Genomic DNA, 16,810 nt, shown 5'->3' on the forward strand with positions numbered 1-16,810 from the left:
CCTCGTACGGGGCGTACTCGGGCTTTCGGCCGGTGCGGCGAGAGGGCGTGCCGGGCGTCGCGACGGGGCGAACGTTGCCTGCCGCGGCACTAGGCCACGCCGACGCCGTGCGTGGGCGCAGGCCGAACACGGCCGTGCCCTGGCCGTGCTCTCGCGTCCGCGGTGGGGCCGGGCACAGGCCGGGCCGGTACCCCCACCAGGCGGGTGCGAGCAGCGGCCCGGGGCCTTCAGGATCGAGGCGTCAGCCGTCGAGCCAGTCGCCTGCGACGCCCGTGGGCCGGTATCCCGTGGCGTTCCAGAGGAAATGCGGGTGGGCGCCGCCGAACATGTAGGCGAGCAGGGCGGTGTCCTCCCTGCCGGTCCGAGGGTCGTGCAGGGTGTGGAACTTCTCGGAGCCCACCAGCCCGGCGTCCTCCTGGATCTGACGGGCGCGCTCCAGGGACGGTTCGGCGATGGACGCCTCCACGGCGGCGATGTAGGTGCGGCGCAGGATCTCCCACGCGCTGTCGGTGTTGCCGTGCCAGGGGCCGTGCAGTGCCTCGAAGGCACGCAGCTCGGTGTCGAACAGGGCCCATGCCTGAGGGTGTTGAACCCGGCAGCGCGCGGACAGCTCGGCGGCCCGGGGGCTCAGGCTCGCGACAGTGCGCCGCGGGGCGATGGTGAGGGTGGTGCCGTGGGTGAGGATGCCGCTGCACGGGGTGGGCTGCAGGTCGCACAGCGGGCAGTCCTCGGCCCGGGGGAGGCCCTGGGTGATGCCGTCGAACCACAGGGCGTGGCGGCCCGTGAGCCCCATCCAGACGACCGTGGTGGTCATCAGCCAGGTGTTCCACATCGGGTCGTGCGCCTCGGGCATGCAGCCGTACTTGACGATGGCTATGGCGCAGGCGGCGTAGAGGGCCTTGGTGTGGGTGGGCATGTCGGCGAGCCAGAAGTTGCTGATCTCGCCGGTGAGGGCGTCGGCCCGGACGTCGGCCATGTCGTCGATGGCGCGACACAGCAGCAGGGAGGCGAGGTTCTCCTCCTGCCATAGTTCGGTGTCGGGCGCGACGTGCCAGAAAAGGCAGTCCAGCATCTGCAGGATCGAGTAGGTGCTCTGGGTGAGGGGGTTGGTCTGGGGGAGTACGACGTTGCCCGCGTCGTGCTGCTGGAGCCAGTACTCGTCGACGGACCGCTTGTGGGCCGCGAAGAGGCCGGAGACCAGAGCCCGCGCACTGTTGGTGCTGAAGTTCTCGGCCAGGCGCTCTTCGACGTGCTGGGTGAGGCGGTTCGTGTCGATGGTGTCGATCACGCGTTTGTACTCGTGGAAGACGAGGATGTCGTCCTCGAAGCGGTGGCGGTGGCCGAGGTCTCGCTCGAGGTCGTTCATCTGCCGGGTCCAGGACCAGCCACCGGTGAGGACACTGTCGAGCTCCCGCCGGTGCGGCCAGTTCTTGACGGTGAGGGGGCGACCGGCGCTGTGCCGCCAGCGATAGTCGTCCAGCGTGCGTGCCGGGGGAGTCGGCAGGCGGCGGCACAGAGGGCAGGTGCAGGCGGCTGTCTGCTCCTGCTCGCGCGGCGGGGCGAGTGCCCGGGTCCTCCAGGCTCCCTCCAGCATCGTGCAGGTCAGTCTGCAGACCTCGATATCGGTGCCGACTTGCGGGAAGGCCTCTCCTATCACGCGCAGGCCGGCGTCGAGACGCCTCAACCTGGCGTAGCCCTCCTCGTCGGGCGGGAGGAACGCGGGCCGCGCCAGATGCAGGGCACCCTCCACGCGTAGCGCGGTGCTGGATCCGGCGGATCCGAGTGCGTCCAGCCGCTGCCGGGCGGCGTCCTGGCACCTCCGGTACTCCTCCGTGCTCCCTTTGACACGTTCCACCAGCAGCCGGGTCAGGGCGGTTCCCGCCTCCGTGGGCTGGAGCTGGGCGCCTGGCTGCGCTGGGATCAAGCTCTCGGCGGACGCCTTCGGAACAGCACCTGCGACTCGAGATTTCACACCGGTCTCCCAAAAAGCTGTGGTCATGACAACGGAACCGGTCGACCGTGGTCGTTGACCGGCCGTGTCCGGGAATCTTCTGTACTTTCCGCGACGGCCTCGCCGGGCAGCCGGACTCACGCGACCGGCTCTGGGCTCCCGCTACGCACGACCGCGAGGGGCACGACTGCTGCGTTGAGGGCGCTCCTGCTGCACGGCGGGCACCTGCCTCGCCGCCTCAGCCGTGTTGATCAGGAAGCACCCGCGGCCGGTCAGGTGCAGCACGACCACCGGATCCGGGACGCGCTGCTTCGCCCGGGGCGTGTGGGTGGCCGACCGGGGTGTCGAAGGGCGGGTCGAACCGGACGTCCTGAGGCATGTGCTTCCTTCCGGGAGACGGACCGCAGAGCCCCCGCCCCTGCGAGCGGACGGTGTCGTCACCGGCCGCACACTCGAACTCGGCTTCGCAGTCCGAACGTTGAACCGAGAAGCGGTACGAGACTGCCCACGGCGGGATTGCGCCATTCCGTGACACCACCGTGATCTCGGTTACGGCGGACGGCGCTTGAGCTGCGTACACTCCGTCCTCCCTCACCGGGCCCGGCTTGTCCGCGGGGCCTCCGGCGTCCTGGCACGCCACACTGGTCCGAGTCCGTTTCACGACTCCCAGGGAGGCGCACCCGCGATGACGTCCGCACCCGTACGCAGCGCTGAGCAGCGCAAGAAGGACACACTGCACCGGCTGGAGCATGACGTGGACGCCTGGGTCGCCACGGCTGACGGCGCGTCGGGGACGCCTTACCTCGTCCCGCTGTCCTTCCTCTGGAACGGCTCGTACCTGCTGTTCGCCACGCCCGCGTCGAGCCCCACCGGACGGAACCTGGCCGCGTCCGGCCGGGCCCGGGTGGGGATCGGGCCGACCCGTGACGTCGTCATGGTCGAAGGCGTCGTCGAGACCGTCCAGCCCGGCGAACTGACCGAACAGGACGCCGAACTCTTCGCCGCCAAGACGGGGTTCGACCCCCGCCGGCTCGCCACGCCGTACCTGTACTTCCGGATCGTGCCACGGCGGATTCAGGCCTGGCAGGAGGCCGACGAACTCGACGGACGCGAACTCATGCGTGACGGACGGTGGTTGAAGACCGACTGAATCGGCCGCACCGGGATATCCGCAAGGGAGAGGGCCGCGGGGCACGACCGCCCCGCGCCCGGAATCCTGCGGAGGAGACATGGCACTGGTGAAAGCGGGGGTCCTCGTGCTCGACTGCGCCGAGCCCGAGAAGCTCGCCGAGTTCTACAAGGAACTGCTGGAGGGGGAGGAGTCGGACGCCACCGCCAACCGGGTCGAGATCAAGAGCGCCGACGGCTTCCGGATCGCGCTGCGCCGGGACGTCAACGCGACCCCGCCCAGCTGGCCCCGCCCCGAGAACTCCCTCCAGGCCCATCTGGAGTTCGTGGTGGACGACCTCGACGCGGTGGAGCGCCGCGTCATCAGCCTCGGCGGCCGCCCCCTGGAGGCCAAGGAGCCCTCCGGCCCTCTGGAGGAACGCGGTTACGCGGACCCGGCAGGCCACTCCTTCACCCTGCGCCGCACCGTCCCGACGGCACCGAAGCAGGGCTGAACCGCGAGGACGACGAACAGCGCGGTCGGGTGAGGTCCGGGCCGGTGACACCGCCAGGGACGAGGGATCCCGGCAGGGCTCCGGCCGCCCGCGCCGCCGGCCCGGGGCAGAGGGGTGGCAGCGCGGCAGGGCTCCGGTGGCCCGCGTTGCCTGACCGGGAGAGGTACGTGACGGCCCGGCAGGGCTCCGGCCGCCCGCGCCGCCGGCCCGGGACGGAGGGGTGGCAGCGCGGCAGGGCTCCGGGCGCCTGCTTGCCCGCCCGGGACAGGTGCAGGAAACGAGGCCGGCCCCGCCCGGCAGCCGCTGGGCGGGGCCGGATGGCCGTGTCAGTCCCGGCCGCCCTTCTCGCCGACCGGCCAGGTGCCGGTCGAACGCTCGATGGCCTTGGCGCCCGCGCGGTCCACAGCGCTGCGCACCACCGCGAAGATCGCGCCCTGGATCGCGGCCGCCAGCAGCACTTCGCCCCAGCCACGGTCCTTGTCCAGTGCGTCCGGCGCGTCCTCCTCGTGCCGGATCGCCATCCACGTCTTGCGGAAGGCCAGCCCGGAGAGCCAGCCGCCCGACCAGCCGAGCACGAACCCCAGGGGCTTGTACGCGAGGGACATCTTCTTCTTCTTTGCCACGGGAGCTCCTTGATCGCTAAGGGGGTGAGTGTGGTCAGGGGGTGTGCGCCGCCGGGATGCGCTCCTCGGCGCGGACCGGCCCGGGCGGTGTGCCGTCACCGAACGGCCTGCCACCCAGCTCCTCACGGCGGTGCGGGGTGAGCCAGCCGGCCAGGTCCGGGCCCAGCGGCACGATGCGGGTCGGGTTGATGCCCGTGTGCACCTGGTAGTAGTGGCGCTTGATGTGGTCGAAGTCGACGGTGTCGCCGAACCCCGGCGTCTGGTACAGGTCGCGGACGTACGCCCAGAGCACCTGGTTCTCCGTCAGCTTCCAGCGGTTGCACTTGAAGTGGCCGTGGTACACCGCGTCGAAGCGGACCAGCGTGGTGAACAGCCGGATGTCCGCCTCGGTGATCGTGTCGCCGACCAGGTACCGCTGCCGCTCCAGCCGCCCGGCGAGCAGCTCCAGCCGCCGGAACACCCCGGCGCAGGCCGCCTCGTACTCCTCCTGCCCGGAGGCGAAACCGGCCCGGTAGACGCCGTTGTTGACGTCCTGGTAGACGTCGGCCATCACCTCGTCGATCTCGTCGCGCAGCTTGTCCGGGTACAGGTCGGGTGCGCCCTCCCGGTGCAGGGCCGTCCACTCGGTCGCGAGGTCGAGGGTGAGTTGCTGGTAGTCGTTGGTCACCAGCCGCCCACTGGGCACGTCCACGATCGCCGGCACGCTGACCCCGCCGGGGTAGTCGCTCTCCCGGCGGTCGTAGGCCTCGCTGAGATAGCGGATGCCGAGGACCGGGTCACGCCCGTCCTCGTCCAGCGTGAAACGCCAACTGCGGTCGTCCTGGATCGGGTCGGCGACGGCCAGGGACAGGGCGTCCTCCAGGCCGAGCAGCCGCCGGGAGACCAGCGACCGGCTCGCCCACGGGCAGGCACGGCTGACGACCAGACGGTAGCGGCCGGCCTCCACCGGCCAGCCGTCCCGGCCGTCCGCCGTGATCCGGTCCGCGAAATGCGCCTTGGACCGTTTGAACGCCCTCCTTCCGTAGTCGGTGTTGCCGTCGTCGCCGTCGTCGCGGCTCATGGGGGTGACCTCCTTGCCGTACGTGGGCCCTGGTGAACGCGTTCCCCGTTTTCCGTCGACGGCACGGTGTGAGTACCCCCGACCGGGGCAATCGGCGGAGGTGACAGATGAAGGAAGTGATCAGAAGACACGCGTCACCGTGCTGGTGGCGCTCGCGGCCAATCTGGTGATCGCGGTGGCCAAGGCCATCGGTGGACTCGCGGCCGGTTCACCGGCCCTGCTGTCCGAGGCGGCCCACTCGGTGGCCGACAGCCTCAACGAGGTCTTCCTGCTCGCGGCACTGCGCCGCAGCCGCCGCCCCGCCGACCGGCGTCACCCGTTCGGTTACGGCAAGGAGCGGTTCTTCTGGTCGCTGCTCGCGGCCGTCGGGATCTTCGTTATGGGTGGCTGCTTCTCCTTCTTCCAGGGCTTCGAGGCCCTGACGAGCGAGACGGAGGAGAAGCTCAGCGGCTATGTGGCCGGCCTGATCGTGCTCGGCGTCGCCCTCCTCGCGGAGGGCGGCTCGCTGTTGCGGGCGCTCTACCAGGTGCGACGGCAGGGCGGCGCGGGCTCCGGGCTGCGCGATCCGGCGCTGCGGACGGTCGTCGCCGAGGACGGCACCGCCGTGCTCGGCGTCACCCTGGCCATCATCGGCATGGCGCTGCACATGGTCACCGGCCAGGCGGTGTGGGAGGCGTCGGCCTCACTCGCGATCGGCACGCTGCTCGTCTACGTGGCCTTCCGGCTGGGCCGCGACGCCCGCGACCAGCTGATCGGCGAGGCGGCCGACCCCGAGGCGAGCGGGCGGATCTGCGCGCTGCTGCGGGCACAGCCCGAGATCGACAGCGTGGAGGCGCTGTTCACGATGAAGACCGGACTCGACACGGCCCTGGTGGCCGCCCGCGTCGACCTGGTGCCCGGCCTGGACAGCGAGCGTGTGGAGGAGGTCGCCGTCCGCATCAAGCGGTCCATAGCCCGGACGGTGCCCGAGGCCGACCAGATCTTCCTCGACGTGACCGATCGTCCCGCCGGCGAGGCAGCGCAAAGCCCCGCCGCGACGGGGGAGCGCGGCGGGGCCTGAACCTCGCGTGCCCCGTCGCGGCCGGTTCACGCACACGCGCGGAAGATTTTTCCGCCGGCTGCCCGCACCGGGCAGCCGGCCCGCCGTCAGCCGCCCTCGACCGGCTCCAGGACGAACACCGGAATCTCCCGGTCCGTCTTCTTCTGGTAGTCGGCGTAGGCCGGATAGGCTGCGACGGCCCGCTCCCACCAGGCCGCCTTCTCCTCGCCCGTGACCTCGCGCGCGGTCATGTCCTGCTTCACCGGTCCGTCCTGGAGCTCCACGTGCGGATCGGCGCGCAGGTTGAAGTACCAGACGGGGTGCTTCGGCGATCCGCCGAGGGAGGCCACCGCTGCGTACCGTCCCTCGTGCTCCACCCGCATCACCGGTGTCTTGCGCAGTTTCCCGCTCTTGGCGCCGCGCGAGGTCAGGACGACGACCGGCATCTTCGAGCCTTGCAACGTCGTCCCCTCGGTACCGCCGGAGCTCTCGTACAGCTCCACCTGCTTGCGCACCCACTGCGTCGGGCTGGGTTCGTACTCGCCTTCGAGCGGCATGGCATCCGTCCCATCGTCGCGTCCGTGGCTCATCGCCATCTGCCGTCAACAACCGTGCCCCGGCGAATCATCCGTACCCGCGGGATCCGGCCGGGAGCGCACCTCATCCCGGTGCGAGCGCCATCCGCACGGCGAGAGCCGTCATCACCCCGCTCGCCCCCCATGCCGTCGCAAGCCGTCCCCGACGGCCGGTCAGCGCCCGCCCCAGCAGCGCCCCGCTCGCGGCCAGCAGCACCTGCCAGCTCGCGGAGGCGGCGAAGGCGGCCACGACGAACACGGCCTGTTCCAGTGCACCGGCCGGGCTCGTGGCCCGGGATCCGACTACGAGGGCAGCGAAGTAGATGACGGTGGTGGGGTTGAGCAAGGTGATGCCCAGCAGCCCCAGATAGGCCCGGGCAGGGCTCGGGGGAGCGGGGGCCGACCGGGTCGCGAGCCGGTGGCCGCGGTACTCGCGCAGCGCGGTCAGCGCGCCCCGCGCCGCCAGCACGAGCAGCACCAGCACGCAGATCCACCGCAGCGGCCCGAGCACCGGCCACAGCACGGACGCCACCGCCGTGCCCCCGAGGGTGGCCGCGAGGGCGTAGAGCCCGTCGGCCGTGGCGACGCCGAGGGCCGCGCAGACACCGGTGCGCAAGGTGGTGCGGGCGGTGAGGGAGACGAGGTAGGTCCCGACGGCGCCCACCGGGACGGCGATGCCGTACCCCGCGAGCAGCCCCGCGACGAGCGCGGGCATCATGACCGCGGCGGCGTCGGTCCTCCGCGGCGGCCGGACTGCTGCTGTCGGCGCGCGGCGGACGCGGCGGCGGACAGCGACAGGAGGACGGTGAACGTAGGCATGGCCGGATCCTGCGGCTTGGCCGGCCGTTCCGACAACCGGTTTTCGCACCCGCGCCGCCTCCTCGGTGCCCGGGGCGGGGCACGGCTCCGCGAACGGGCGCCAGGCACCCGATCCGCTGGCCCGGCTCGGCCCCCGGCCGCTGCCGTTCGAACGGCAGCACGGCATTCCCCGGCCATGTTGGCGGCGTCCGCGATCTGGCCGAACTTCGCGTCGCCCTATAGATGCCTGGGGCATCTAATGAAGATCGGCACGACGCACTACTCGTCTGCGAGGTCTCCATGACGGAAACGACCGCACCCGTCGCGTTCCCCCAGAGCCGGACCTGCCCCTACCACCCGCCGGCCGCCTACGACGCGCTGCGCACCGAACGACCGCTGACCCGGATCACCCTCTTCGACGGCCGCGAGGCCTGGCTCGTCAGCGGGCACGCCACCGCCCGCGCGCTGCTGGCCGACCCGCGCCTGTCGTCCAACCGTGGCCGGCCCGGCTTCCCCGCCCCCACCCAGCGCTTCGCCGGGATCCGCAACCGCAGAACGGCCCTGCTGGGCGTCGACGACCCCGAGCACCGTGCCCAGCGGCGGATGGTCGTCGGGGACTTCACCCTCAAGCGGGCCGTCGAACTCCGGCCACGCATCCAGCAGATCGTGGACGAACGGCTCGACGCGATGATCTCCCAGGGCCCGGTCGCGGACCTGGTGAGCGCCTTCGCGCTGCCCGTGCCGTCCATGGTGATCTGCGCCCTGCTCGGCGTCCCGTACGCCGACCACGACTTCTTCGAGGCCCAGTCGCGGCGGCTGCTGCGCGGCCCGGAGACCGCCGACGTACTCGACGCCCGTGACCGGCTGGAGACGTACTTCGGCGGACTGATCGACCGCAAACAGCGGGAGCCGGGCAGCGGCCTGCTGGACGACCTGGTCCACCGCCAACTGCGCGAGGGCGGCCTCGACCGGGAGGGCCTGATCGCCATGGCCCTGATTCTGCTGGTGGCGGGCCACGAGACGACCGCCAACATGATCTCGCTCGGCACCTTCACCCTCCTCCAGCACCCCGAGCGGCTCGCCGAGCTGCGCGCGGACCCGGGGCTCCTGCCCGCAGCGGTCGAGGAGCTGATGCGGATGCTGTCGATCGCCGACGCCATGCTGCGCCTTGCCGTCGAGGACATCGAGGTGGCGGGGACGACGATCCGCAAGGGCGAGGGAGTGGTCTTCGCGACCTCCGTCATCAACCGCGACGAGACGGTCTACCCCGACCCGGACACGCTCGACTGGAGCCGTCCGGCCCGGCACCATGTGGCGTTCGGCTTCGGCATCCACCAGTGCCTCGGCCAGAACCTCGCCCGCGCCGAGCTGGAGATCGCCCTGCACAGCCTCATCGACCGGCTGCCCGGCCTGCGCCTGGCCGCCCCGGCCGAGGAGATCCCCTTCAAGCCCGGCGACACCATCCAGGGGATGCTCGAACTCCCCGTGACCTGGTAAGGGCTCGCGCACATGCACATCGACATCGACCAGGACGTCTGCATCGGCGCGGGCCAGTGCGCCCTGACCGCCCCGGACGTGTTCACCCAGGACGACGACGGGTACAGCACCCTGCTGCCCGGCGGCGAGGACAGCGGCAGCCCGCTGGTGCGGGAGGCTGCCCGCGCGTGTCCGGTCGGCGCCGTCACCGTGTCCGAGCAGGTGAGCTGACCCAGGAACTCATCCGGCGCCCAGGAGCCGCCGGGCCGCCTCGCGCGCCTCGGCCGCGGGCTCGGCGCTCCTGGTGACGCCCGCCGTGACCATGGCACCCTCGGCCAGCAGGAACAGCTGGCCGGCCAGCGCGTCGGGCCGTCCCGCCGTGGCCACGAGGGCTCCGAGATACTCCCGGAACGCCCGCTTGTGCGCCCGCACTTGGCTGGCCACGCGCTCCGAGGTGGCGCCCAGCTCGCCGTAGGCGTTGAGCCACGCACAGCCGCGGAAACCCGGCTCGCCGAACCACTTCCCGAGCCAGTCGAACACGGCCAGGATCCGCTCGTCGGGCTCCGGCCGCTGCCCGACGTACTCGGCCAGCTCCCCGCGCCAGCGCGTGTCGCGTCGCTCCAGATACGCCTCGACCAGCTGCTCCTTCGCCGGGAACAGCTGGTAGAGCCGCTTGAGCGAAACCCCGGAGGTGCCGCGCACGTCGTCCATCCCGACGCAGTGCACACCCCTCCCGTAAAACAGCTCCTCGGCGGCGTCCAGCGCCCGCTCCCGGGCCACTGCCCTGTCCATCTCCGGCCCTCCTTGACTCGAGAACGAGCGTTCTCCTACGGTAGCAGCCACCGAGGAGAACGGCCGTTCTCCTCTGCTGTCAGGGAGGAACCATGACCGACCGCCCGCCGCTGCCGCCCTTCACCCGCGAGACCGCCGCACAGAAGGTCCAGGCCGCCGAAGACGCCTGGAACACCCGGGACCCGCACAAGGTCTCCCTCGCGTATTCGCCGGACTCCGTCTGGCGCAACCGCGACACCTTCGTCACCGGCCGCGCCGAGATCACCGGGTTCCTGACCCGCAAGTGGGAGCGCGAGCAGGAGTACGCCCTGCGCAAGGAGCTGTGGGCCTTCGACGGCAAACGCATCGCCGTCCGCTTCCAGTACGAGTGCCGGGACACGGACGGGCAGTGGTGGCGCTCCTACGGCAACGAACTGTGGGAGTTCGACGAGCACGGCCTGATGACCCGGCGCGAGGCGAGCATCGACGACGTGCGGATCGAGGAGCGCGAGCGCCGCATCTTCGGCCCCCGCCCCGAGTCGGAACGTCAGGACACCTTCCCCGTCCGGTGAGCCGGGGAGTCGCTAGGGTTTCCGGATGACTGACCAGGCCGCCCGCAAGCCCTTCCTCTACGTCGTCGTCTGCGCCGCCGGCATCGCCGAGGACGTCGACAAGCTGATCACCGCCGCGCAGGAACGGGACTGGGAGGTGGGCGTCATCGCGACGCCCGTCGCCTTGAACGGCTTCTTCGACACCGCCGCCGTCGAGGCCCTGACGGGACGCCGCATACGCTCCGCGTGGCGCTCGCCCGGCGAGCCGCGCCCGTTCCCGGCGCCCGATGCCGTGGTCGTCGCGCCCGCCACCTTCAACACCGTCAACAAGTGGGCGGCAGGCATCGCCGACACCCTGGCTCTGGGCACCCTGTGCGAGGTCGCGGGGCTCGGGGTGCCGATCGCCGTCCTGCCGTGCGTGGCGGACGCCCTGGCAGCCCATCCCGCCTACCGGGACAGCCTCGAACGGCTGCGGGGGATGGGCGTGCGGTTCGGGGAACCGTACGCGGGTGGGCCCGGGGAGGACGGCAACCGGCCGGAGTTCGGGTGGAATCGGGCTCTGGACCTGGTCGAACGCCGCTGACGGACCAACCCGGGCCGCACTCGTACTGCCCGTCGGGGCGCGTCTTCGAGCGCACACGAACCCGTACGCTCCCCCTGGAACCCTCCCGAAGGCAGGAGCAGCAACGATGCAGTACGTGAAGCTCGGTTCGACGGGCCTGGACGTCTCGCGGATCTGTCTGGGATGCATGACCTACGGTCTGCCCGGCCGCGGCACTCACGAGTGGACCCTCGGCGAGGAGGCCTCGCGCCCGCTGATCCGGCAGGCGGTCGAGGCGGGAATCAACTTCTTCGACACGGCCAACGTCTACTCCGACGGCACCAGCGAGGAGATCGTCGGCCGGGCCCTGCGCGACTTCACCCGCCGCGACGACATCGTCCTCGCGACGAAGGTGCACGGCCGGATGCGGCCCGGCCCCAACGGCGGCGGTCTGTCCCGCAAGGCGATCATGACCGAGCTCGACCAGAGCCTCACCCGCCTCGGCACCGACTACGTCGACCTCTACCAGATCCACCGCTTCGACCCGGACACCCCGGTCGAGGAGACGATGGAGGCCCTGCACGACGTCGTCAAGGCGGGCAAGGTCCGCTACATCGGGGCCAGTTCGATGTACGCCTGGCAGTTCTCCAAGGCCCAGTACACCGCTCGTCTGAACGGCTGGACCCCCTTCGTCTCCATGCAGAACCACTACAACCTGATCTACCGCGAGGAGGAGCGCGAGATGCTCCCGCTGTGCGCGGACCAGGGTGTGGGCGTGCTGCCCTGGAGCCCGCTCGCCCGCGGCCGTCTGACCCGGGACTGGGACACCACGACCGAGCGCAGCGCCACCGACGCCTTCGGCGGCAGCCTGTACCAGGAGGGCGACCGCGCCATCGTCGAGGCGGTCACCCGCATCGCCGGCGAACGGGGTGTTCCCCGCGCCCGGGTCGCCCTCGCCTGGTTGCTGCACCAGCCCACGGTGACCGCACCGATCGTCGGCGCGTCCATGCCCGGGCACCTGGAGGACGCGGTGGCCGCCGTCGAGCTCCGGTTGAGCGACAAGGAGCTGGAGGAACTCCAGGCCCCGTACGGCCCCCACCCCATCGCCGGGCACTGAACGCACGTCCCGAAGGTCAGTGCGGGCCCTGCGGCGCGAACTCCGTTCCGCAGGGCCCCGCCCCCTCGCTCTCCGCCAGCTCCACCCTCGCCCCGCTCATCGCCAGCGTCCGGTAGAACCGCCCGATCCGCTCGGCCGAACGCCCCACGTAGTGGCCGATGAACGACCGCCGGAACCGCTCGGCCGCCCGGTTCGGCTGCGACCCGTGCACCAGGCTCCCGTTGAAGAACAGGACGTCCCCCGGCGCCATGTCCACGGGGACCGGCGTCAGCCCTTCTGGCGGCGGAACGTACTCCCGGGCGAACGACACCTCCCGGTCGGCGAGTTCCGGGCAGAACAGGTCCATGAGATGCGTGCCCGGCACGACCTCCAGCCCGCCGTTCTCCCGGTCGATCACGTCGCAGGCCACCCACGCCGCCACACACGTGCCCGGCTCCGCCCGCAGGTAGAAGTTGTCCTGGTGCAGTGCCTGCCCCCGGGCTCCCGGCGGCTTGAAGTAGAACATGCTCTGCGCGGCCAGCACCTCCTCGCCGAGGAGCACTTCCAGGACCGTCCGCAGCCGGGCGTCCAGCAGGACCTCACGCGCGGCGTCGTTGATCTCGTGCGGGTGCATCACCCGCGGCCACACGTGCAGGGGATCGGCGTCCGGCCCGTCCGCCGCTCGGGGCTCGAAATGCCCGGGTACCGGACCGGCCGCCCTGAGCGCCGCGAACTCGCCGCACAGCCGCTCCGTCTCATCGGCTCCGAAGAGCCCGCGCACCACCGTGAATCCGTCCTCCTCGAACTCCTCCCGGTACCGCCGGAGCCCGGCGGGGTCCAGAATGGAAGGACCGGTGGCCCCGTTGCCCGTGACGGTCATGAACACTCCCCTCGGTCGGGTGTCGTCGGTACGGAACGCTAGGCCGACCGGCCGCCGAGGAGGATGCCCGTGGGCGCTGACGGATTGCCTGTGACTGCTGCCGAGGGGCACCGCGAGAACGCCGCGGCCACCGCGACCGCGACGACCACCGTGGCCACCGCGACCAGCGGGGATCCCGCGCCGCCGCCCGGGCTGGTCGTGCTCGGCCACTTCGACCAGCCGTTCGGCTACGGCGTCAACCGCCCGCAGGGATCGGCGAGCTGGCTCTTCACCTGGACCACGGCAGGCGTGGGCCGGCTGCGGCAGGGCGACGCGCGCACCTCGGCCGGCGCGGGCGCCCTGGTCGTGCTCGCCCCGGGTGTCCCGCACGGCTACGGCGTCGAACCCGGCGCCCGGCACTGGCGGTTCTGGTGGGCGCACTGCCAGGCCCGCCCGTCCTGGGCCGCGTGGCTGCGGCCCTACGACACCGGGCACGGGATGTACGTGGTCACCTCGGTCCCGGCCGGGGTGCGGGGCCGCGTCGGGGCGGCGTTCCGGCGGATGCACGCCGACGCCCGCTGGACCGGCACCGGAGCACCGCCCGAGGAGTCGCCGCCGGACGCGTCGTCGCCGCATGGGCAGGTCGCCGTGGCGCACGGCAGCGCGGCCCGCGAACTTGCCCTGTGCGCGCTGGAGGAGATCGTCCTCCTCACCGCCGCCGGTGCCCGGCCGGCGGAACCCCCGCCCGGCCTCGACGAACGGATCCGCCGCGCCCAGGAGCTGATCGACGCCGACCCGGGTGCCCCGCACACCGTCCGCTCGCTCGCGGAGAGCGTGGCGCTGTCACCGTCCCGCTTCGCCCATCTGTTCAGCAGCCGGCTCGGCCGGTCGCCCATGCGCGCGCTGCGTGAGGCGCGGCTGCGCCATGCAGCCCGGCTGCTGGAGGGCACCGACCTGCCCGTGGAACGCGTCGCCGCCGCCTCGGGGTTCGTCAGCCCGTTCCACTTCAACCGCGTCTTCCGCGCGCGCTACGGGGAGCCGCCCGGGGCGTACCGCGCGACGCGCGGCGGCACGCCCGGCTGAGCGGGCTATTGGTTCCGCCGCCGGCCTCGAAAGGCCGGCGCGGAATCGCCGCCGACCGCGTGAGCTGCTGCTCAGGAGGCGGCCCAATGGTTACCGTACGGCTGGCGAGAGCGGGCAAATGTGAGCCGCTAAAGGGGCAGACGGCACGGAAATGCCTTTCGCTGCGCTCGTTGACTTCTTGTCAAAAAGCGCTGGTCGCAGTCGTCATGCGCGAAATCGCGCGATGGCTTGTTCCCTGTCCCTGACCTGTGCAAAGGTGTGCCCTGTCGGCGTGCCCCCTCACGCCTTTCTTTCGTATGCGCGAGGCCGCCGGCCGGCATACCCCTTGGTATGGACTTTATTCCGTATGTCCTTGAGAGGAATGCAGCCGTGAAAGACGCAGGCCCGTCGAATTCTCCGGCCTCGGCCCGCGGGTTCGGTGCGACGGACGAGCAACTGAGCGCGGAGCTCAGGAAGTGGACCGGGGCGACCCCCGCGCTCCACCCCGTCGGCGAACTGCTGGACCGGCACTGGGAGGCGGCCTTCGCGTACGCCCGGCTGTGCACCGACGGCCCGCGCTCCGCGGGCATGCTCACCACTGCGGCCTTCACCCGGCTCTTCGGTGAGACCCTCCGGCAGAACGGCCCGACGTCCGCGTGGCGGCCCCATCTGCTGCTCACCGTGCGGCGCATCGCGGCCGAGTGGGCGGGGGACCACCGCTGCGACATGCTCCACCCCGAGCTGCTCGCCGGGACCGGCGAGGGGGAGCGGCCCGCCTCCCGTCTGCTGCCGTCGCGGCACCGGCGCCTGCTGTCCGGGGCCTTCCAGCGGCTGCCCCAGTCCGCGCGGTGCCTGCTGTGGCACGTCGAGGTCGAGGCCGAACCGCTGACGTCCCCGGCCGGACTGCTCGGCCTGGACGAGGAGGGCGCGCGCGTCGAACTGGGCCGGGCCCGGGACCGGTTGCGCGAGGAGAGCCTCCAGCTCCATCGCGAACTCGCCCCCGACGAGGAGTGCCGGCGTTATCTGCGCCTGCTCGACGTGACGTACCGGCGCGGCGGTCTCGACATCGACCCCGATCTACGCGCGCATATCGAGGGGTGCGGACACTGCAGCGTCGCAGCGGACCAGCTCGACCAGTTCAACCACGGTCTCGGCGTCGCCCTGTCGGAAGCGGTGCTGGGCTGGGGCGGGCGGGGTTACGCGGAGGCCCGTCTGGGGGAGGCGGGTGAGAGTGCCGCGGAGCGCGGGCGACTCCGCGGAGCAGCCGGTGCGTTCGGTGCGGCCGGCGCCGAGGCTCCGGCCGTAGCGGCGCGCGCACTGTTCCCGGACCCGGTGGCCCTGGCGCGCGAGGTCTTCCCGGACCCGGACCCGCTGGCGTACGAGATCATTCCGGACCCGGCGAGTGCGGCGCGCGGGGCCTCTCCCGGACCGGCCGGTGCGGCGGGTGAGGCCTTCAGGGGGCCGACGGGTGGGGCGCGTGAGATCTTTCCGGGGCCGGCGGGTGCCGCGCGTGAGGCCTTCACGGGCCCGGCCGGTCCTGCACCGCAGGGATTCCCGGACTCGGTTCGTGCGGCGCACGAGACCTTCCCCGGAGCGACCGCAGGTGCACATGACGCGTTGCGGGCCCCGGACGGCTCGGCTCCTGCGGCCTTCCCCGTCCAGGACCCGGTCACCGGTGCGGCCCACAAGGTCTCTTCGGACCCGGTCGCCCTCGCCGGGGCGGTCGGGGAGTCGTTCACCGATCCGGGCGGCCCCGCGGCCGCACCGCCGTTCCCGCCCATGGCCGAGGGTGCGGCACCTGCCCCCGCACCGGCCCGCACCGTACCGCCCGCGCCCCCACGCCACCGGCCCGAAGGCGCGCGCACGGCCGCCCGGAGAGCCGCCCACCGGGCGGCCCGCCGCGCGGCCCGGCGGCGCAACCTCACCGCGGGCATCCTGACCGTCAGCGGCCTCGTCGTCCTGCCTCTGGTCCTGTGGTCCACCGGCGACTCCGGTGACAGCGCCCCGGCCGGCGGGGACCGGCCCGCCGGGGAGGCACCCGACGCCGGAGCGGGCGGCGCGACCACCGACCCGTCCCGGACCGGCGCGGGCGACGCACAGAAGGGCGCCCTGCGCGGCCGGCTGCACAACGTCGCCTCGGACCTGTGCGTCGGCATCGAGGGCGAGAAGGCGGTCCAGGGCGGGGAGGCCGAGCTCACCACCTGCTCCGCGGACGCCGCCCAGCAGTGGACGTACGAGACCGACGGACTGCTGCGCAACGGCGCCGACCCCGACCTGTGCCTCGACTCGCGGCTCGGCTACTCCGTGCGGCTGGCTCCCTGCTCGGGCCCCTCCCGGCCGGACCCGAAGAACATCCGCTACGACTTCACCCTCCAGGGCGCCCTGGTGCCCCGCTGGGACCAGGACCTCGCCCTCGCGCCTGCCGCCACCGACGGCTCGGGAGCCCTGGTCGTCAAGGCCCGTCAGGACGACGAGGTCCAGCGCTGGGTGATCGACACCGTCAAGGCCGACCTCCAGATGCAGGCCGTCAACTGGAACGCCACCGTCCCGGCCGCCCGCGCCACACCCACGCCGACACCGTCGAAGACGCCCGGGACCGCACCGGCCCCGTCCCCGGCCACCTCGGCCCCGCGGCCGGCACCGAGCAGCCCGGACGCCACCGAGCCGCCCTGCGACCGCTACGGCTACTACTGCGACCCGGACGGTCGGTACGGCAACCCGGACTACGGCTACCCCGGCTACGGCTACGGGGGCCACGGCGGAGGCGGCCGCCGCTGACCCGGTAT

General features: G+C 72.2%; 17 protein-coding genes. 10 read left to right on the forward strand and 7 right to left on the reverse strand.

What is annotated here, in order from left to right; genetic code table 11:
* Positions 1 to 241 precede the first annotated feature (241 nt).
* A complete protein-coding gene (locus AB0937_RS34815) occupies positions 242 to 1,924 on the reverse strand; it encodes a hypothetical protein (protein ID WP_366717613.1) in 1,683 nt (560 codons plus the stop codon).
* Positions 1,925 to 2,636: 712 nt separating this feature from the next.
* On the opposite strand from AB0937_RS34815, the gene AB0937_RS34820 reads away from it, so the two are divergent.
* Positions 2,637 to 3,101 carry a pyridoxamine 5'-phosphate oxidase family protein gene (locus tag AB0937_RS34820; RefSeq protein WP_366717615.1) on the forward strand — a complete coding sequence of 155 codons (465 nt, stop codon included), beginning with the start codon at positions 2,637 to 2,639 and terminating at the stop codon, positions 3,099 to 3,101.
* 79 nt (positions 3,102 to 3,180) lie between these two features.
* Positions 3,181 to 3,573, forward strand: coding sequence for a VOC family protein (locus AB0937_RS34825; RefSeq protein WP_366717617.1), 393 nt, complete (start codon positions 3,181 to 3,183; stop codon positions 3,571 to 3,573).
* A gap of 326 nt (positions 3,574 to 3,899) precedes the next feature.
* Here AB0937_RS34825 and AB0937_RS34830 read toward each other — a convergent pair whose 3' ends face one another.
* Positions 3,900 to 4,196, reverse strand: a complete 297-nt coding sequence (locus AB0937_RS34830) for a DUF4235 domain-containing protein (RefSeq protein WP_358963032.1) — start codon at positions 4,194 to 4,196, stop codon at positions 3,900 to 3,902.
* 34 nt (positions 4,197 to 4,230) lie between these two features.
* Positions 4,231 to 5,256 carry a glutathione S-transferase C-terminal domain-containing protein gene (locus AB0937_RS34835; protein ID WP_366717620.1) on the reverse strand — a complete coding sequence of 342 codons (1,026 nt, stop codon included), beginning with the start codon at positions 5,254 to 5,256 and terminating at the stop codon, positions 4,231 to 4,233.
* Positions 5,257 to 5,269: 13 nt separating this feature from the next.
* On the opposite strand from AB0937_RS34835, the gene AB0937_RS34840 reads away from it, so the two are divergent.
* Complete coding sequence (locus tag AB0937_RS34840; protein ID WP_366717622.1) at positions 5,270 to 6,316, forward strand: cation diffusion facilitator family transporter; 1,047 nt, start codon at positions 5,270 to 5,272, stop codon at positions 6,314 to 6,316.
* A gap of 86 nt (positions 6,317 to 6,402) precedes the next feature.
* Here the strand turns inward: AB0937_RS34840 and AB0937_RS34845 are convergent, their stop codons facing one another.
* Positions 6,403 to 6,852: a nitroreductase family deazaflavin-dependent oxidoreductase gene (locus AB0937_RS34845; RefSeq protein ID WP_366717624.1), complete on the reverse strand. Its 450-nt coding sequence runs from the start codon at positions 6,850 to 6,852 to the stop codon at positions 6,403 to 6,405.
* 103 nt (positions 6,853 to 6,955) lie between these two features.
* Positions 6,956 to 7,588, reverse strand: coding sequence for a LysE family transporter (locus AB0937_RS34850; protein WP_366717626.1), 633 nt, complete (start codon positions 7,586 to 7,588; stop codon positions 6,956 to 6,958).
* Positions 7,589 to 7,968: 380 nt separating this feature from the next.
* On the opposite strand from AB0937_RS34850, the gene AB0937_RS34855 reads away from it, so the two are divergent.
* Positions 7,969 to 9,165, forward strand: a complete 1,197-nt coding sequence (locus AB0937_RS34855; RefSeq protein WP_366717628.1) for a cytochrome P450 — start codon at positions 7,969 to 7,971, stop codon at positions 9,163 to 9,165.
* 12 nt (positions 9,166 to 9,177) lie between these two features.
* Entirely contained in the window at positions 9,178 to 9,375 is a 198-nt protein-coding gene (locus tag AB0937_RS34860; protein WP_366717630.1) for a ferredoxin, read from the forward strand.
* A 9-nt stretch (positions 9,376 to 9,384) separates the two neighbouring features.
* Here the strand turns inward: AB0937_RS34860 and AB0937_RS34865 are convergent, their stop codons facing one another.
* Positions 9,385 to 9,936, reverse strand: a complete 552-nt coding sequence (locus tag AB0937_RS34865; protein ID WP_366717632.1) for a TetR/AcrR family transcriptional regulator — start codon at positions 9,934 to 9,936, stop codon at positions 9,385 to 9,387.
* 92 nt (positions 9,937 to 10,028) lie between these two features.
* Between AB0937_RS34865 and AB0937_RS34870 the strand changes: the two genes are divergently transcribed.
* From AB0937_RS34870 to AB0937_RS34880, 3 genes are all read left to right on the forward strand, one after another.
* On the forward strand, positions 10,029 to 10,487 hold the full coding sequence (locus AB0937_RS34870) for a nuclear transport factor 2 family protein (protein ID WP_366717634.1): 459 nt from the start codon (positions 10,029 to 10,031) through the stop codon (positions 10,485 to 10,487).
* 25 nt (positions 10,488 to 10,512) lie between these two features.
* Positions 10,513 to 11,049, forward strand: coding sequence for a flavoprotein (locus tag AB0937_RS34875; RefSeq protein WP_366717636.1), 537 nt, complete (start codon positions 10,513 to 10,515; stop codon positions 11,047 to 11,049).
* A gap of 106 nt (positions 11,050 to 11,155) precedes the next feature.
* Positions 11,156 to 12,124, forward strand: coding sequence for an aldo/keto reductase (locus AB0937_RS34880; RefSeq protein WP_366717638.1), 969 nt, complete (start codon positions 11,156 to 11,158; stop codon positions 12,122 to 12,124).
* Between the two features lie 16 nt (positions 12,125 to 12,140).
* On the opposite strand, the gene AB0937_RS34885 is transcribed toward AB0937_RS34880, so the two are convergent.
* Positions 12,141 to 12,983, reverse strand: coding sequence for a phytanoyl-CoA dioxygenase family protein (locus AB0937_RS34885; RefSeq protein WP_366717640.1), 843 nt, complete (start codon positions 12,981 to 12,983; stop codon positions 12,141 to 12,143).
* 192 nt (positions 12,984 to 13,175) lie between these two features.
* On the opposite strand from AB0937_RS34885, the gene AB0937_RS34890 reads away from it, so the two are divergent.
* Both AB0937_RS34890 and AB0937_RS34895 read left to right on the forward strand, forming a co-directional pair.
* A complete protein-coding gene (locus tag AB0937_RS34890) occupies positions 13,176 to 14,045 on the forward strand; it encodes a helix-turn-helix domain-containing protein (protein WP_366717749.1) in 870 nt (289 codons plus the stop codon).
* Between the two features lie 369 nt (positions 14,046 to 14,414).
* Positions 14,415 to 16,802 (forward strand): RICIN domain-containing protein, encoded by a 2,388-nt coding sequence (locus AB0937_RS34895; RefSeq protein ID WP_366717642.1) that lies wholly within the window; start codon positions 14,415 to 14,417, stop codon positions 16,800 to 16,802.
* The last annotated feature ends 8 nt before the right edge of the window (positions 16,803 to 16,810 follow it).

Origin of the sequence: Streptomyces sp. NPDC047880, from assembly GCF_040706515.1 — a bacterium.
Classification (GTDB): Bacteria; Actinomycetota; Actinomycetes; order Streptomycetales; family Streptomycetaceae; genus Streptomyces.

Excerpts from the sequence above, each read along its gene's own strand:
- AB0937_RS34820 (WP_366717615.1), top strand. The coding sequence starts at position 2,637 with ATGACGTCCGCACCCGTACGCAGCGCTGAGCAGCGCAAGAAGGACACA.
- AB0937_RS34825 (WP_366717617.1), top strand. The coding sequence starts at position 3,181 with ATGGCACTGGTGAAAGCGGGGGTCCTCGTGCTCGACTGCGCCGAGCCC.
- AB0937_RS34835 (WP_366717620.1), bottom strand. The coding sequence starts at position 5,256 with ATGAGCCGCGACGACGGCGACGACGGCAACACCGACTACGGAAGGAGG.
- AB0937_RS34845 (WP_366717624.1), bottom strand. The coding sequence starts at position 6,852 with ATGCCGCTCGAAGGCGAGTACGAACCCAGCCCGACGCAGTGGGTGCGC.
- AB0937_RS34850 (WP_366717626.1), bottom strand. The coding sequence starts at position 7,588 with ATGATGCCCGCGCTCGTCGCGGGGCTGCTCGCGGGGTACGGCATCGCC.
- AB0937_RS34855 (WP_366717628.1), top strand. The coding sequence starts at position 7,969 with ATGACGGAAACGACCGCACCCGTCGCGTTCCCCCAGAGCCGGACCTGC.
- AB0937_RS34860 (WP_366717630.1), top strand. The coding sequence starts at position 9,178 with ATGCACATCGACATCGACCAGGACGTCTGCATCGGCGCGGGCCAGTGC.
- AB0937_RS34865 (WP_366717632.1), bottom strand. The coding sequence starts at position 9,936 with ATGGACAGGGCAGTGGCCCGGGAGCGGGCGCTGGACGCCGCCGAGGAG.
- AB0937_RS34870 (WP_366717634.1), top strand. The coding sequence starts at position 10,029 with ATGACCGACCGCCCGCCGCTGCCGCCCTTCACCCGCGAGACCGCCGCA.
- AB0937_RS34875 (WP_366717636.1), top strand. The coding sequence starts at position 10,513 with ATGACTGACCAGGCCGCCCGCAAGCCCTTCCTCTACGTCGTCGTCTGC.
- AB0937_RS34880 (WP_366717638.1), top strand. The coding sequence starts at position 11,156 with ATGCAGTACGTGAAGCTCGGTTCGACGGGCCTGGACGTCTCGCGGATC.
- AB0937_RS34885 (WP_366717640.1), bottom strand. The coding sequence starts at position 12,983 with ATGACCGTCACGGGCAACGGGGCCACCGGTCCTTCCATTCTGGACCCC.